Annotated in this window: 14 protein-coding genes (1 of these 14 only partly in view); 4 read left to right on the forward strand and 10 right to left on the reverse strand. The window is 69.6% G+C overall.

From position 1 onward, the window contains the following. The 3 genes from DEIMA_RS02265 to cobA all read left to right on the forward strand — a co-directional run. On the forward strand, window positions 1–539 hold the 3' portion of the coding sequence (locus tag DEIMA_RS02265; RefSeq protein ID WP_013555611.1) for a DedA family protein. It extends 121 nt beyond the left edge of the window; only the last 539 of its 660 coding nucleotides appear in the window; its start codon lies beyond the left edge, outside the window; its stop codon occupies window positions 537–539. A gap of 68 nt (window positions 540–607) precedes the next feature. Continuing rightward, window positions 608–1114 (forward strand): DUF4142 domain-containing protein, encoded by a 507-nt coding sequence (locus DEIMA_RS02270; RefSeq protein WP_043816388.1) that lies wholly within the window; start codon window positions 608–610, stop codon window positions 1112–1114. A gap of 109 nt (window positions 1115–1223) precedes the next feature. Then, window positions 1224–2696: a uroporphyrinogen-III C-methyltransferase gene (gene cobA, locus DEIMA_RS02275; RefSeq protein ID WP_013555613.1), complete on the forward strand. Its 1473-nt coding sequence runs from the start codon at window positions 1224–1226 to the stop codon at window positions 2694–2696. 245 nt (window positions 2697–2941) lie between these two features. On the opposite strand, the gene DEIMA_RS02280 is transcribed toward cobA, so the two are convergent. From DEIMA_RS02280 to DEIMA_RS02295, 4 genes are all read right to left on the reverse strand, one after another. Next, window positions 2942–3940, reverse strand: a complete 999-nt coding sequence (locus tag DEIMA_RS02280; protein WP_013555614.1) for a glycoside hydrolase family 43 protein — start codon at window positions 3938–3940, stop codon at window positions 2942–2944. Continuing rightward, complete coding sequence (locus DEIMA_RS02285) at window positions 3937–4827, reverse strand: carbohydrate ABC transporter permease (protein ID WP_013555615.1); 891 nt, start codon at window positions 4825–4827, stop codon at window positions 3937–3939. The genes DEIMA_RS02280 and DEIMA_RS02285 overlap by 4 nt, the downstream gene beginning before the upstream one ends. A gap of 1 nt (window position 4828) precedes the next feature. Then, complete coding sequence (locus DEIMA_RS02290) at window positions 4829–5761, reverse strand: carbohydrate ABC transporter permease (RefSeq protein ID WP_013555616.1); 933 nt, start codon at window positions 5759–5761, stop codon at window positions 4829–4831. A 151-nt stretch (window positions 5762–5912) separates the two neighbouring features. Beyond that, the gene (locus DEIMA_RS02295) at window positions 5913–7217 is read right to left on the reverse strand and encodes an ABC transporter substrate-binding protein (protein ID WP_013555617.1); all 1305 of its coding nucleotides are present in this window, start codon (window positions 7215–7217) and stop codon (window positions 5913–5915) included. A 317-nt stretch (window positions 7218–7534) separates the two neighbouring features. Here DEIMA_RS02295 and DEIMA_RS02300 point away from each other — a divergent pair, with 317 nt between their 5' ends. Then, entirely contained in the window at window positions 7535–8497 is a 963-nt protein-coding gene (locus DEIMA_RS02300) for a glycoside hydrolase family 43 protein (protein ID WP_013555618.1), read from the forward strand. Between the two features lie 15 nt (window positions 8498–8512). Here DEIMA_RS02300 and DEIMA_RS02305 read toward each other — a convergent pair whose 3' ends face one another. The 6 genes from DEIMA_RS02305 to DEIMA_RS02330 form a co-directional block, all read right to left on the reverse strand. Continuing rightward, a complete protein-coding gene (locus tag DEIMA_RS02305; RefSeq protein WP_013555619.1) occupies window positions 8513–8950 on the reverse strand; it encodes a 23S rRNA (pseudouridine(1915)-N(3))-methyltransferase RlmH in 438 nt (145 codons plus the stop codon). Window positions 8951–9018: 68 nt separating this feature from the next. Beyond that, window positions 9019–9555 carry a GNAT family N-acetyltransferase gene (locus DEIMA_RS02310; RefSeq protein ID WP_013555620.1) on the reverse strand — a complete coding sequence of 179 codons (537 nt, stop codon included), beginning with the start codon at window positions 9553–9555 and terminating at the stop codon, window positions 9019–9021. Between the two features lie 8 nt (window positions 9556–9563). Further along, entirely contained in the window at window positions 9564–10205 is a 642-nt protein-coding gene (locus DEIMA_RS02315) for a flavin reductase family protein (RefSeq protein ID WP_013555621.1), read from the reverse strand. Continuing rightward, window positions 10202–11209 carry a GTP cyclohydrolase FolE2 gene (folE2, locus tag DEIMA_RS02320; protein ID WP_013555622.1) on the reverse strand — a complete coding sequence of 336 codons (1008 nt, stop codon included), beginning with the start codon at window positions 11207–11209 and terminating at the stop codon, window positions 10202–10204. The genes DEIMA_RS02315 and folE2 overlap by 4 nt, the downstream gene beginning before the upstream one ends. A 190-nt stretch (window positions 11210–11399) precedes the next feature. Then, on the reverse strand, window positions 11400–12614 hold the full coding sequence (locus DEIMA_RS02325) for an adenylosuccinate synthase (RefSeq protein ID WP_013555623.1): 1215 nt from the start codon (window positions 12612–12614) through the stop codon (window positions 11400–11402). A gap of 158 nt (window positions 12615–12772) precedes the next feature. Next, window positions 12773–14479, reverse strand: coding sequence for an E3 binding domain-containing protein (locus DEIMA_RS02330; RefSeq protein WP_013555624.1), 1707 nt, complete (start codon window positions 14477–14479; stop codon window positions 12773–12775). Between the last annotated feature and the right edge of the window lie 115 nt (window positions 14480–14594).

Here is a 14594-nt window from a genome sequence, read left to right on the forward strand (position 1 = left end):
TCGCTGCGGCGCGCGGAGAACTGCACCTGCTGCTCGCCATCGTGGCGGGCACAGCCGGCAGCGTGGTGGGCACGCTGCCGCTCTACTTTCTGGGCCGCCTGGTGGGCGAAGTGCGCCTCGCCGCGTGGGCGGACCGTTACGGACGGTGGCTGACGCTGAGCAGCCGCGACATTCAGCAGGCGGACGACTGGTTCGACCGGCACGGACACAAGGCCGTGCTGTTCGGGCGCCTGCTGCCCGGCATTCGCAGCCTGCTGAGCATCCCTGCAGGGCTCAGCGAAATGCCGCTCGGGAAGTTCCTGCTGTACACCGCGCTCGGCAGTGGCCTGTGGACGACCGTGAATGCTGGCGGCGGGTACCTGCTCGGCGAGAACTTCGAGCGTGTGCAGCACCTGATCGGGCCGATCGGCTCCGTCGTCGTCGTGGCGCTGGTCGTGTGGGCCGGCGTGTGGTTCGCGCGGCGCCTGCAGGAACGCCGGGCGCCGCTGTCACAAAAGCCACCGAGCCGACCGCGTCAACGTTCCCGCAAGGCCCGCTGAAGTTTCCGTACAGGTTCCGCCGGGCGCGCTTCATGGAGGGGGCGCGCCCGCGCCCTAGGCTGAAACGCATGACCACCACCCGCACCCTCGTGCTCGCCGCTCTGATGGCGACCGGCATGGCCGCCGCCCAGAGCAACGTCCTGAACGCCACCGACCAGGCCTTCGTCATGAAGGCTGGCATGAGCAACACCTTCGAGATCGAGGCGGCGAAACTCGCGCGTCAGCTCGGCCAGACGCAGGCCGTGAAGATGTACGCCGAGCACATGATCGCCGACCACACCAAACTCGGTGCGAAAGTCGCTGCCGTGACCACCAAGGCGCAGCCGCCCATGACGCCCCCCATGACCGTGAACGGCAAGCAGCAGGCGATGCTGAACGTGCTGCGCACCGCCGGCAGCATGTTCGACATGAAGTACAAGGAGTTCATGATCGCCAGCCACGCCGAGACGCTCGCGCTGTTCGAGAAGTACAGCTCGACGCCCGGCACGAACATGATGCTCCGCCAGATCGTGAAGGGCGCCATCCCGACCGTGAAGATGCACCTCGACATGGCCAAGAAGCTCCCCGGCATGTAAGCCGCGCGCGCGGGCGCAGCAGACTTCAGCGCGGAACACCCCACGGGTGTTCCGCGTCCCCCTGGGCCGGGGGTGAACTGTCCCCGGGCGCACACGCTACTTTGTGCGTATGACTGCCGCTCGCGCGTTCGTGTCCCTGATCGGTGCCGGTCCCGGCGACCCCGGCCTCCTCACCGTCCGTGCCGTCGAGGCCCTGCGCCGCGCCGACGTGGTGCTGTTCGACTACCTCGCCAACCCCGAGCTGCTGCGCCACTGCCCGCAGGCGGAAACGATCTACGTCGGCAAGAAGGGCTTCAGCGAGTACATCCGCCAGGAGGACATCAACGCGCTGCTGGTCCAGAAGGCGCAGGAGAACGGTGGGCAGCGTGTCGCGCGCCTGAAGGGCGGCGACGTGTACGTGTTCGGACGCGGCGGCGAGGAAGCCGAGGCGTGCGCGCGCGCCGGCGTGCCGTTCGAGGTCGTGCCGGGCGTGACGAGCGCCATCGCGGCGCCCGCGTACGCCGGCATTCCCGTTACGCACCGCGAGGTCGCGCGCAGCTTCGCGGTGCTGACCGGCAACACCCAGGAGGGTGACGCGCACTACGAACGTCTGAGCGGCGTGGACACCCTGATCCTGCTGATGGGCGTCCGCAACCTCCGTGCCATCGCCCGCGACCTGATCGGCGCGGGCCGCGCGCCGGAAACACCCGCCGCGACCGTGCAGTGGGGCACCACGCCCCGCCAGCGCACCGTCACGGGGACCTTGCAGACCATCGCGGATGAGGTGGAACGCGCGGGCCTGGAAGCGCCGGCCATCACGGTCGTCGGCGAGGTCGTGCGCCTGCGCGACACCCTCCGCTGGTTCGACACCGGCCCGCTGCTGGGCCGCCGCGTCGTCGTCACGCGCACGCGCGAAGGCAACAGCGACCTCGCCGGCGTGCTGCGCGCGCGCGGCGCGGACGTCGTGGAACTCCCCCTGATCCGCTACGCGCCCAGCGGCGACCTGCCCACGCTGTACCGCACCCTGTCGCAACTCGGCACGTACAGCTGGGTGCTGCTCACCAGCAACCACGCCGTGGAGGAACTGTTCCGGCAGCTCGACGAGATGGGCCTCGACGCGCGCGCGTTCGGCGCGGCGCGCGTGGCCGCCGTGGGGCCCGCCACGGCCCGCGCGCTGGAGCGACACGGCATCCGCCCGGACTTCACGCCCGGCACGCCCGGCGCGGCGCACCTCGGCGGGGACCTGCCGGCCAGCGCGGACGCGCGCATCCTGCACCTCGCCAGCCACATCGCCGAGGACGCCCTGGAGGAAGCGCTTGGCGCGCGCGGCCTGAACGCCGAACGCGTGGAACTGTACCGCACCGAACCGGCCGAGCCGACCGACGCGGAACTTCAGGCGCTGCGCGACGCGGACGTCGTGACCCTCGCGAGCGGCAGCGCCGCGCGCGCCCTCGCGGACCTCGCCGGGACGGACTTCCCGGTGGCCGTCATGGGTCCGCAGACGGAACGCGCCGCGCGCGCGGCCGGGTTCACGCACGTCACGGTCGCGGCGGACGCGACGCTCGACGCCCTCGCGGACGCCGCCGGCACTGCTGGCGCCTGAAGGCCCCCATGAGCCGTTCACGCACGCCCGGACGCCGCGTGGGCCGCAACGAGAAGCCCGCGTACACCGCCGGCGCCGGTAGAAGGATCTCCGCGCGCCGCTGCGGTCGCAGGGCCCACCAGGCCAGGAGCGCCACCGCTCCGCCCAGCAGCACGCGCGTGAAGGTCCGCATGCTCACAGCGAAGCAGCGCGCCGCATGAGAAGCCACCCCTGAGCACAGAAGGGGCGCCCGGGTGGGCGCCCCTTCAGGGTTTCGCAGGGGCGGGCTGCGCCGTCACGCTCGGCCCCTTCAGCATGGGAAGGCCGTTCACGAACTTTAGCGGGTCCAGGCGCAGGCTGCGCGCGCCGCCGCTGCCGTACCCGACCTGTCCGGTCGTCCACGCGTGGTAGTACAGCCACGTGTTGCCCTTCCCGTCGGTGATGACGCCCTGACCGCCCGGCCCGGCCACCTTGCCTTTCGTGGCGAGCCACGCGCCGTCCCGCGTCTGCTTCCGGAACGGCCCGAGCGGACTCATGCCGAGCGCGTACCCAACGCCGTACAGGTCACTGTTGTAATCCGACGCGGAGTAAAACAGGTAGTACTTGTTCGCGCGCGTGTACACCTGCGGCGCCTCAATCAGGTTCCCTTCCCAGAGGGCGCCGTTGTACAGCAGGTCCTTGGGCTGCCCGACCAGTTTCAGACCGTCCGCGCTGAGCTTCTGGCCCCACAGGGCCGTCGGCTGGTTGCAGCAGTTCCCGTCGTTCTTCCAGTACAGGTACCGCTGCCCGTCACGGTCGGTGAACGGGCTCGCGTCGATGCTGCCACCCAGGTCCAGCTGGCACACGAGGGGCGCCGCGCTCGCGTCCCGGAAGGGCCCTTCGGGGTTCGCGCTGAACGCCGCGCCGATGCACTGCCGACCGCTCGCGGTGTGCCGCGCCGTGTAGTACAGCACGTACCCTTTGGGCGTGCGGGCCACTTCCGGCGCCCACGTGAACCCGCCGCTCGCCCATGCCCCCAGGCCGCCCAGCGCGTCGCCCACGAACGTCCAGTGCACGAGGTCGCTGCTGCGGCGCACCGGGACGTCCAGACCGCCGGCGTTGGTGCCGTACGCGTAGTACGCCTTCCCGACGCGCAGGATGAACGGGTCCGGGAAGTCCTCGTCGATGACGGGGTTGGTGTACGTCGCGGCGGGCGCGGCGCCCGTGCCGCCCAGCAGCAGCAGCGCGAGGCCAGTCAGCAGGGGAGAGGGGCAGCGCACCGTCATTCCTTCATCCCCGTGGTGGACAGGCCCGCGATCAGGTAGCGCTGCGCGAACAGGTACGCGACCAGCACCGGAATGGAGGCGATCGCGGTGGACGCCATCAGCTTGCCGTACTCGGTCACGTAGCGTTGCGAGAACGTCGTCACCCCGACCGGAAGGGTCAGCTTGTCGATGTCGGTCACGACGTACAGCGGCCAGATGAAGTTGTTCCAGGACCCCATGAACGAGAACACCGCGAGCGTCACGAGTGCCGGGATGGACAGCGGCAGGATGATCTTCCACAGCACCTGGAAGCTGTTCGCGCCATCGAGGCGCGCCGCCTCCTCCAATTCCTTGGGTAGGCCGAGGAAGAACTGCCGCAGCATGAACACCCCGAACGCCCCGGCGATGCCCGGCCAGATCAGCGCGTGGAAGCTGTTGATCCAGTTGAACTTCAGCATCATCAGGTAGGTGGGAATCAGGGTCACCACCCAGGGGATCATCATGGACCCCAGAATGATCCAGAAGATCAGGTCGCGTCCGGGGAAGCGCATGCGCGCCAGCGGGTACGCCGTGAGGGCGCACAGCGACACGTGCACCACCGTGAACACCGTCGCGACAAACAGCGAGTTCCACATCCACCGCAGGATGTTCCCGTCGGGGGAGGTGAGAACCTCCCGGAAGTTGTCCAGGGTGGGGTGCGCCGGGAACCACTGCGTCGGCGAGGAGATCACGTCCGTTTCGGCTTTCAGGGCGGTCGTGACCATCCAGTAGATCGGCGCGAGGAACAGGACCGCGAGGACGCACAGCAGAATGAAGCGCGGGATGTCACGCGGGACGCGGCGACCGCCGGGCGCGTTGGTGGTGCGGGCCGTGGGCGCCGCCGTGGTCTGTTGGGCAGGGAGGGCCATGTCAGTTCTCTCCACGCGCGTCACGCGCCATGATGCGGAATTGCAGGAAGGTGAAGATCAGCATGACCAGGCCGAACATGAACGCCATGGCGGACGCCGACGAGAACTGGTTGTTGGTGAAGGCTTCCTCGGTAATGTACTGAATGGTGCTCTGGGTGCTGCGGTTCGGGCCGCCGGCGGTGATGACCAGGCTCTGGCCGAACAGCTGGAACGACGCGAGCGCGGTGGTGACGACCACGAACAGCGTGATGGGCGCCAGCAGCGGCCAGGTGATGAAGCGGAACTTCGCCCAGGCGCTCGCGCCGTCCAGTTCGGCCGCTTCGTAGTAGCTCTGCGAGATGTTGCCCAGTGCCGCGAGGTACAGCGTCATGTTGAAACCGATGGTCCACCAGACCGTACCGATGATGATCGGGACCCAGGCGAGCCCCTCCACGGACAGGAACGCGAGGGGCTGCAGGCCGAAAATTTCCGTGCGGGCGGCGTTGACCATGCCGATCTGGTTGTCGAACATCCAGCGCCACAGGATGCCCATCACGGACACGGTGAGGATGCCCGGCAGGAAAAACACCGCGCGGAAGAACGCCCGCCCGATGATCGGGCGGTACAGCAGCAACGCGAGGCCCAGCGACGTGAACACCAGGAGCGGCACGCTGACCGCCGTGAAGAAGACGGTGTTCTTCATGCTGTTCCAGAAGAACTCCGCCTGCGGCGTGCCGGGCGTGAACAGGTTCTTGTAGTACTCGAAGCCCACGAACGGGCGGGTATCCGCGAGGAGGTCCCAGCGGTGCAGGCTCACGAAGAAGCCGTACCCGACCGGGTAGATGACGAACAGCGCGAAGAAGATCGCGAACGGCAGGAGGTACAGGTACGGCTCGACGGTGTTGCCGCCGCGCTTGCGGACGTGCGGCGCGGACGTGTGCGTGGAGGGCGTCACTGGGCCCCCCGGTCGAACGCGAGCGGAAGGGCAAAAGAGGCAGGCGCGAGCCGGTGCCGCTGGCTCGCGCTGCCCTGATCAACGGTGAGGGTCATCCACCACTCCTTTCTGAACCGGGGAGCGCCGCGGCGCTCCCCGGAAAGGTTGCGGGTTACTGGAAGCTCTTGCGGGCCTGAACGATCTGCTTGTTGGCTTCGCTCACGCCGTCCGCGAGGGCCTGCTTCACGCTCTTCTTGCCGCTGTAGGCGTTCGCCCAGGCGTTGTCGAAGGGGGTGAGCACCTGACCCATCCACGGCACCCCGCTCGTGGCGTAGATGTTGCCGAGCTTGGCGAACACGCCGGAGATGGGCGCGCTCGCGAACTTGGCATTTTTCGCGACGCCCGCCTGGGTGGGGAGGCTGCCGGTGCTGGTCCACGTGAGGTTCTGCGCGGGCTGCGTCAGCCAGTTCATGAACTCCAGCGCGGCCAGGCGTTTGTTCTTGTCGTAGTTGGCGCGCTGCTTGGGCAGGGTGAGGTGGCTGCTGCCGCCCCACGCGGCGTCCTGCTTGGTGCCGACGCGCGGCATGAACGCCACGCCGAAGTTCATCTTCTGCTGCTCGAAGCGGTCCAGGTACCACTGCCCTGAGGGGAAGAAGCAGACCTTGCCCTGGCTGAACGCGGCCAGTTCGGCTTCCTCGGTGCTGTTTGGGCGGGCGACGCCGTGCTTCTGGACGAGGTCCACCAGGAACTGCACGGCTTCGACGGCCTGCGGACTGTCGAAGGCGGCGTTGCCGCTCTTGTCGGTGAGGGCGCCGCCGTTTTGCAGGATGGCGGCGTACGCGGCGCGCGACCCGACCCAGTTGTTGTACAGGCTGATGCCCCACGTGTCGAGGTTCTTGGCGTCGAAGCCGGCCTGCCCGGCCTTCTTGCCGGACTTGTCGACCGTGCAGGCCTGCGTGGCCTTCAGCAGTTCCTCGCGGGTGCGGGGGGGCTTGTTGGGGTCCAGCCCGGCCTTCTTCATGAGGTCCTTGTTGTAGAACATCACGTACGCGACGCTGGACACCGGCAGGCCGTAGGACTTGCCTTCGTAGTCGGCGGTCTTGAACAGCGGGCCGTAGAAGCTGGCGGTGTTGATGCCGGCGCTCTTGAGTTCGGCGGCCGTGAGGGGGGACACGGCGCCGCGCGCAATGAAGTTCGTGATCTGGTCTTCGTTGATGACGACCACGTCCGGGGCGCGGCCCGACGCGACGAGCGACGGGAGCTGCTGCCAGGTCGTGCCCCAGGGTTGCGCCTGCGCGCGCACCTGAATGTTCGGGTGGGACGTGTTGAACTGGCTGATCAGGCGCTCCATGACCGGGCGGTCCGCGCCGGTGAAGCCGTGCAGGAACGTCAGGCTGACTTTGGGGCCGGAGTAGGCGGCGCTGGCGGTGCCCGCCGCGGCGGTGAGCATCAGGGTGAGCAGATGGCGTGTACGCATGGGGGGTCCTCCGAGTGAACGTGAACACGGCCAGGGATGTAAGCGCTTACAGCAGAGCTCTGTACCGGCGCACCGACGCCGACCAGCGGCATAAGCCACCAGCCGACCACCCCCACCAGCACGTGTTCTTGCCCTCAGAGTAGCGCCCGCCCAGAGCGTGCGGAAGTTCACCAACGCTTAACGCTTAATGCCCGCAAACCCTGAAATCATCGTCCCCGCGCGCCTCCACACGCCACCACCGGGCGCGCGCCGCGCGGCGCACCTTGAGTCGTCCACGCAAAACCGGTAGTACGGACGTACTTCACCCAGGGGGCCGCATGAACCACACGTACACCAACCCCGTTTACCCCGATTACTTCGCCGACCCGTTCGTGCTGCGCGTCGGTGACGACTACTACGCGTACGGCACCAGCGGCAGACCCCAGGCCGAAGGCCGCGCGTTCGAGGTCCTGCACTCCACCGACCTGATCACGTGGCGCTCGCTCGGCGGCGCCCTCGACCCGCTCGACGACCCGCACGCCCGCGACTATTGGGCCCCGGAAGTGGCCGAACATGGCGGCCGCTTCTACATGTACTACTCCGCCGGCACCGGCGACAAAGGCCACCAGCTGCGCGTCGCCGTCGCGGACGCACCCCAGGGGCCCTTCCGGGACGCCCGCGTGATCCTCACGCCCGACGACCCCTTCACCATCGACGCCAGCCCTTTCCGGGACGACGACGGGCAGTGGTACCTGTACTACGCCCGTGACTTCCTTGACGGCCACCGCGTCGGCACCGCCCTCGCCGTCAGCGCGCTCAGCGACATGACCACCCTGCACGGGGAACGCCGCACCGTCCTGCGCGCCACCGCCGACTGGCAGATCTACCGCCACAACCGCGAAATGTACGGCCAGATCTACGACTGGTACACCCTCGAAGGCCCCTTCGTCGTCAAACACGGCGGGAAGTACTACTGCTTCTACAGCGGCGGTGCCTGGGAGGAACCAAATTACGGCGTTTCGTACGCCGTCGCCGACCACCCCATGGGCCCCTGGACCGAACCCGACAGCGACGGTCCCACCCTGCTGCGCTCCATCCCCGGTCAGGTCGTCGGGCCCGGCCACAACAGCGTCGTGCTCGGCCCGGACGGGCACCACTACCTCGTGTACCACGCGTGGGACCCCGCGAAGACCGCGCGGCGCATGTGCCTCGACCGCATCGAGTGGACGCCGGACGGCCCCCGCACGAACGGGCCGACCCTCACGCCCCAGCCCGCGCCCGTCAGGACCGACGGGGTCTAACCGCGCGGCCTGCCCTCAGCGGTGGTACGGTTCGCCCTTGCTGATGGTCGCCGCGCGGTACAGCGCCTCGAGCAGCACCACCATCGCCAGGTCGTGCGGGAAGGTCAGCTTCGATAAGCCCAGCAGGGTGTGGGCATGCGCGCGCACCTCGTCCGTCAGGCCGTCCGGCCCTCCGATGCAGAACGCCAGCTCCCCGTGCCCGCGCACGCCCAGCTCATCAATAAAGGCGCTCAGCGCCTCGCTGGTCCGCTGCGCGCCGCGCGGGTCCACGGCAATCAGCGTGGCGTTCCCGACCGCGCGCACGATCGCCTGCCCCTCGCGCTCCGGCGTGGTGTTCGGCACGCGCGTCACGCGAACCTTGTGGTAGCGCGACAGCCGCCCCGCGTACTCGTCCCACCCGGCGCGCGCGTACGGCAGCTTCGGCTCCCCGACAGTGATCAGGTGCAGCCTCATAAGCAGGCACCCTCCAGAAACGGCAGAAGGAAGGTCATGCGGCCAGCATACGCGGCGCGTCAGGCGCGTCAGGCGCGCCGCAGCGCCGTCAGGTCCGGCCACACCAGCGCGACCTCATGCAACTCGCCGCCCGGCACCGCCTCCACTTTGTGCCCGGCCTCCTGACCACCCAGGTGCGCGTAGAACCCGCGCGTGGGGTTGCTGGCGAGCACCCATAACCCCAGGTTCGTGTGCCCGCGCTCGTGCAGGGCGTCCGCGACCGCGCGCGTCAGGGCCCGGCCCAGCCCGTGCCCCTGGGCCGCCCGGACGCTGTACAGGGTCTGCAGTTCCCCGCTGACGCCCGGCAGGTCCCGCGCCGCGCCGCCCGACGCGAAGGCCACGACCTCGCCCGCCGCGTCCACGGCCACGAAGATCACGTCCTGCCCGGCGTTCAGCAGGTCCGTCCACATGCGCGTCCGTCCGGCGCGCGCGGCGTCGTTCGTGAGGCGCTCCAGGAACTCGCCGGGCATCAGGCCCGCGTACGTCTCCCGCCAGCTCGTCACGTGCACGTGCGCGATGGCGGGCGCGTCTTCGGGGGTGGCCGGACGAAGGCGAAACGGCGTCATGCCGCAGCTTACTCGGCGGTGCGTTCCTGGGCCGCCAACCATGCGGCGTACGGAATGCGCGGCAGTTCGAAGCTGTCCCGCGTGGTCGCGTACCCGCCGCGTCCCCCCGTGCGGCCGATCAGGTCCAGCGCCGCGCCGTCCACGTACAGCCGCTCCGGGTCCTGCATCACGTGCGGCGCCACGCTCACCCCTAGCACCTCGCCGAGCACCACGGTCGTGTTCCCGATGCGCACCGTCTGCACCTCCCGGCACGCGAGGCTCGCCGGGCTCAAAGCGACGCGCGGCACGTCTACCCACGGCATGCTGATCATCTCCAGGCCGAGCACGTCCGGTTCGCTCACGTGCCCGGGGAACTCGGTGGCGGTCGCGTTCATGACCTCCGCGAGGTCGCGGCTCACGAGGTTCACCACGAACGCCGCGCCGGCCCCGACGTTGCGCGCGGTGTCCTTCGTGGCGCCCGGCGCGAACGCCACGACTGCCGGGTCGCTGCCCATCAGCCCGAAGTAGCTGAACGGCGCGAGGTTCACGAGGCCGTCCGCGCCCACGCTGCTGATCCACGCGATCGGGCGCGGCACGATCAACGACGTGACCAGCTTGTAGCGTTCCGCCGCGCCGAGCACGCCGAAATCGTACTGGAGCGGCTCGGTCACGCGAGGTCCGGGAAGTCCATGAAGTCCGCGCGGAACCCACCCGGAATGCCGCGCACGATCACGCTCACCGCGTCGTGCGAATGCAGGCTCTCCATGTGCGAGCACGCCGCGCGGAAGTCCACGATGCGCGCGTCCCCGTGCAGCTCACGGTAGATCAGGCGCGCGGCGTCCTCCACGAACTTCACGTACGCGCCGTTCAGCTCCGCGAACGCCTGCTCGTCCTCGCGCTTGACCATCACCTGCGTCTCGGTCATGAGTGCCCGGCGCAGGTGCTCGATCAGGTCGATCAGCGGCAACTGCGCGCCCGCCTGCAGCTCCACCTTCACGCGCGCCTTGCTGCGCTGGCTGTGCGGAATGGCGTACGCGCCGCGCACGTCCCGCGCGTGCTCCGCGAGCTCCGCGCTGCACGGGCAGGCGCTGGAGTACACGAAGTCCAGCTCGATGTAGCGCCGCGCCGTGCCGTCCGCGTCCACGCTCGCCTCGAAACTCGCTGCGTAGTACTGGTAGCCGCTCAGGCCGCTGCGCAGGCTCCCCAGCAGCGCCGGGTAGCTGAAGCTGACCTTCAGGCGCGCGCACAGCGTCCCCACCTGCTGCTGGTACGCCTGCACGATGCGCACCAGAGTGTCCGGCGTGAACGTTTCCTCCCCGAAGGTGTAGAAGGTGCGCATCACGCGGCTCATGTTGATGCCCTTCTCTGCTGCGTCGAGGCTGACGGTGCCGACCACGCGGCCCTCCAGCATCAGCTCCCCCTGCGGCGACTCGAAGCGCAGCGGCAGGCGGAACCCGCTGATGCCCACCTGCTGAATCGCGACGGGCGCGCCCTCAATGGCGTCCACCGTCTCGGTCATGTCCGGCAGCGTCGCCTTGTACGCGTCGTCCGGGCGGAAGTCCGCGTCGTAACGCCGGGCGATGACCGGCTGCGCGCCGCTCTTGTTGGGGTACAGGTACGCCTTTTTCGGCGTGCTCGGTGTCCCTTCGGGTTCCAGGATTTCGTTGGCGGTCATGTGACAGGTCCCTTCTGGCCGGCCGTGACGCGGCAGGCGCCGCACCGCGACTGGCGGGCAATAAACGAAAGTGTAGCGACCATGAGAGGTCCGAACTGTCAGTCGTATCGCCGAAAAACCGCGTGGACAACGACAAAGCCAGACGCGTCAGGGCCCGCCCACCCGGGCCGGCCCTGACGCGCCGCGCACGTTACGACCAGTCGACCGCGCCGTACGTCTGCTCGCGCGCCGGACCACACGAGAAGATCACAACCGGGCAGTTCACGGTTTCCTCGATCAGGTCCAGGTACGCCTGCGCCTCTTTGGGCAGCGTGTCACGGCTCGTCGCGCCGTCCGTGCTGGCCCAGCCGGGCATCTCACGGTAGAGGGGCTGCCCCTCGCTGCCGTACGCCGTGCACACCGGCAGCGTCTCCAGGCCCGCCACGACGTCCATCTTGTTGATCACCAGGCCGTCGAGGCCGTTCACGTCCACCGCGTACTTCAGCAGCGCGAGGTCCAGCCAGCCCACGCGGCGCGCGCGGCCCGTCGTCGTGCCGAACTCGTCCCAGGGTTTGCTGCCGTCGCCGCGCAGGCGCGTCTCCATGTCGCCGAACACCTCGGTCACGAACGGCCCGTGCCCGACGCGCGTGTTGAACGCCTTCGCCACGCCGTACACCTTGCCGACGGCCTTGTGGTTCACGCCCGCGCCCACCAGGATGCCGCCCACCGTCGGGTGGCTGCTCGTCACGAACGGGTACGTGCCGTAGTTCAGGTCCAGCAGCGTCGCCTGCGCCCCCTCGAACAGCACGTTGCGGCCCGCCGTGATCGCCGCGCGCAGCTGCGCGCCCGTGTCGTGCACGAACGGCACGAGGGCGTCGCGGATGGGCAGCAGGTACCCGAGCGCGTCACTCACCGTCGCCCAGCCCGCGTCGCGGGTGCTGTTCGGCTTGGCCTCCAGCAGGCGCTCCACGCGCTCACGCAGCACGCCCTCGTCCTGCAGGTCCCCGAAGCGGATGCCCACGCGCCGCGCCTTGTCCGCGTACGCCGGGCCGATCCCACGCCCGGTCGTGCCCACGAAGTCCTTGCGGCCGTCCACGTACTTGTGGTGCGGCAGCACCAGGTGCGCGCGGTCACTGATCCGCAGCTCCGGGTTCAGACCGCCGTCCAGCAGGTTCTGGCGTTCCGCGAGGAACTTCTCCGGGTCGATGACCATGCCGTCGCCCAGCACACTGACCGTGCCGTCATGCAGCACGCCGCTCGGCAGCAGGTTCAGCTTGAACGTCTGTCCCTTCGCGGTGACGGTATGGCCGGCGTTCGCGCCGCCCTGATACCGCACCACGAAGTCCGCACCCGGCGCGAGGAAATCCGTGATCTTCCCTTTGCCTTCATCGCCCCACTGCGCGCCAATAATCGCAATCCCCGGCATTCGTGCCTCCAGGCCGCGCGCAGGTCTCGTGCGCAAAAAAGCACGGCGCGCAGCACCGTGCCTCACTGTAACAAGAAGCAGCCGGGAAGAACGAACCGGCAACTAGACGCCCACGCAAAAGCGGAGGCGCCACGCGCCTCCGCTTCACTGCGCCGCTGTCAGAACAGCAGCTTGATGGGGGTCTGCAGTTCGCGCTCGACCGTGTCGAGCACGCGCGCCGCCTCGCCGGCACTCATGCCGGTGAGGGTCAGCGTCACGCCGTTCGCGTCGTGCGTGACCGTGAGGGCCGGACCGTCGAGGAACAGCACCTCGCCGTTCTCAAGGCTGCTGCCGTCAATGACAAGCAGGTCCGCGCCGACACCGGCGGTGCCCGCCGCGAACGCCTGCGCGTTCGCGCGGAAGTCACCGTGCAGGTCCGCCTGGATCGGCGTCACATCGTCGCCGGCCACGCGGGCAAGCGCGACCGTATGCCCGTCATGGCGGGTGGCGGCGCGCGCCACCAGCAGCGCGAGGGGCACGCGGCTGCCGAGCGCGTCGCTGAGGTGCGCAGCCGCTTCGGTCGCGGCGCCCGCCGCGAGGGTGCGGCGCAGCGTACCGCGGCGCGCCACGCGGGCGGTGCCGTGGCTGGCCGCCGGAACCGCTGCCGGCGCCGCGGCCACGCCCGCCAGGGCCGGCGTTTCCGTGGCGAAGGGCGCGCTCACGTTCGGCTCGCTGATCTCCTCGGCGGTGTCCGTGTCCGGGCGCAGCTGGTCCGCGACGAGCGGGGCACTTTCCGGCGTGTCCTGTGGGGCGGTGTCGGTGACGACCGGCTCGCCCAACGGCGCGGCGTCCACGTGGGCTTCCGCGGCAGGCGCGTGCACCGGCTCGATGGGCGCGGGCTCGGCGTGCGTGTACTGCTCCTCGGGCGCCTGCGGTTCGGCCACGACGGGCGCGACTTCCGGCAGGACGTGCACCGGCTCGGGTTGCACTTCGGCGGCGGCCGGCGTCGGCTCGGGCTGCGCGGGGGCCACTTCAGGCTGCGCGGCCACCGGGGTGGGCGCGGCGGGCTGCACCGGCTCCGGCGTCGGCGCGCTGGGGGTCGCCTCGGCAGCCGCGTCGTTGCGGCGGTACAGACGGGACAGGAACCCGCCCAGACCGAAGCCGCCACCTTGCTGCGGCGCGTCCGGCGCGGGCTGCTCCGGGGCGCTCGCGGCGGGCGCCGGGGCCGTGTCCTGCACGGGGGCGCTCGCGGCCGGGGTGGGTGCGGGCGTGCTCGGCGCGTCCCAGGCGGTGCTGGTCATGCGCGTGTCCGGCTGGTCCTGGAAGGTGTACGGCGCGGGCGCCGGCGCGTCGGCGAGCGGCGCGGCAGGAGCGTCCACGGGCATCATCGGCTCGGCGTCCACCGGCGCGCTGACCACCACGGTCGTGTCGGGCGCGCTCGCCGCAATCGGCTCGGCCTCGACGGGTTCGGTGTCGCCCTCGTCCAACTCGAAATCCATGCCCTCGTCGTCCAGGGACACCGGGGGGGCCTGCACCACGTCGTCACGGCCCGCAGGCGCGGCGGTCGCCGCAGGCGTCGGCGGGGTGGGCACGGTGCCCGCGCCGGATTTCACGAAGTCGGTGATGTCCGACTCCACGCCGGCCTGGCTGAGCGCCGCGACCGCCGCGTCCATGGACGGCATGGCCGCCATGTCGCCTTCCCAGTCGGGCGGCGGCAGGTCCACCGGAGTGGAGGGCGGCTCCTCTTCGCCGCTCATAACGCGGGTGAGGAAGTTGAGGATGTCCTGTTCGACGATCAGGCCACCGTCGCCGGTTCCCTCAATCTTCCGCCAATCGATGCCGTTCGCTTCAGCCAGAATCTTGGCCAGCGGCGCGATATTCTCCATGCAAACCCCTTTCGCGGCTCACATTGTAAAGCATGCCTACGCCGCTGTTCGTGACGTTTCTGTGTTTCGTGAGCTTCACGGAAAGACCCCCACCCATCCGGGGCGCGCATGCGCG

It is taken from the genome of Deinococcus maricopensis DSM 21211 (assembly GCF_000186385.1).
In the GTDB taxonomy this organism is placed as follows: Bacteria; Deinococcota; Deinococci; order Deinococcales; family Deinococcaceae; genus Deinococcus_B; species Deinococcus_B maricopensis.

Bases quoted from the DNA above. Each gene is read 5' to 3' on its own strand.
- DEIMA_RS02300 (WP_013555618.1), top strand. From the start codon at position 7,535: ATGAACCACACGTACACCAACCCCGTTTACCCCGATTACTTCGCCGAC.
- DEIMA_RS02295 (WP_013555617.1), bottom strand. From the start codon at position 7,217: ATGCGTACACGCCATCTGCTCACCCTGATGCTCACCGCCGCGGCGGGC.
- DEIMA_RS02310 (WP_013555620.1), bottom strand. From the start codon at position 9,555: ATGACGCCGTTTCGCCTTCGTCCGGCCACCCCCGAAGACGCGCCCGCC.
- DEIMA_RS02305 (WP_013555619.1), bottom strand. From the start codon at position 8,950: ATGAGGCTGCACCTGATCACTGTCGGGGAGCCGAAGCTGCCGTACGCG.
- folE2 (WP_013555622.1), bottom strand. From the start codon at position 11,209: ATGACCGCCAACGAAATCCTGGAACCCGAAGGGACACCGAGCACGCCG.
- DEIMA_RS02280 (WP_013555614.1), bottom strand. From the start codon at position 3,940: ATGACGGTGCGCTGCCCCTCTCCCCTGCTGACTGGCCTCGCGCTGCTG.
- DEIMA_RS02325 (WP_013555623.1), bottom strand. From the start codon at position 12,614: ATGCCGGGGATTGCGATTATTGGCGCGCAGTGGGGCGATGAAGGCAAA.
- DEIMA_RS02285 (WP_013555615.1), bottom strand. From the start codon at position 4,827: ATGGCCCTCCCTGCCCAACAGACCACGGCGGCGCCCACGGCCCGCACC.
- DEIMA_RS02330 (WP_013555624.1), bottom strand. From the start codon at position 14,479: ATGGAGAATATCGCGCCGCTGGCCAAGATTCTGGCTGAAGCGAACGGC.
- DEIMA_RS02270 (WP_043816388.1), top strand. From the start codon at position 608: ATGACCACCACCCGCACCCTCGTGCTCGCCGCTCTGATGGCGACCGGC.
- cobA (WP_013555613.1), top strand. From the start codon at position 1,224: ATGACTGCCGCTCGCGCGTTCGTGTCCCTGATCGGTGCCGGTCCCGGC.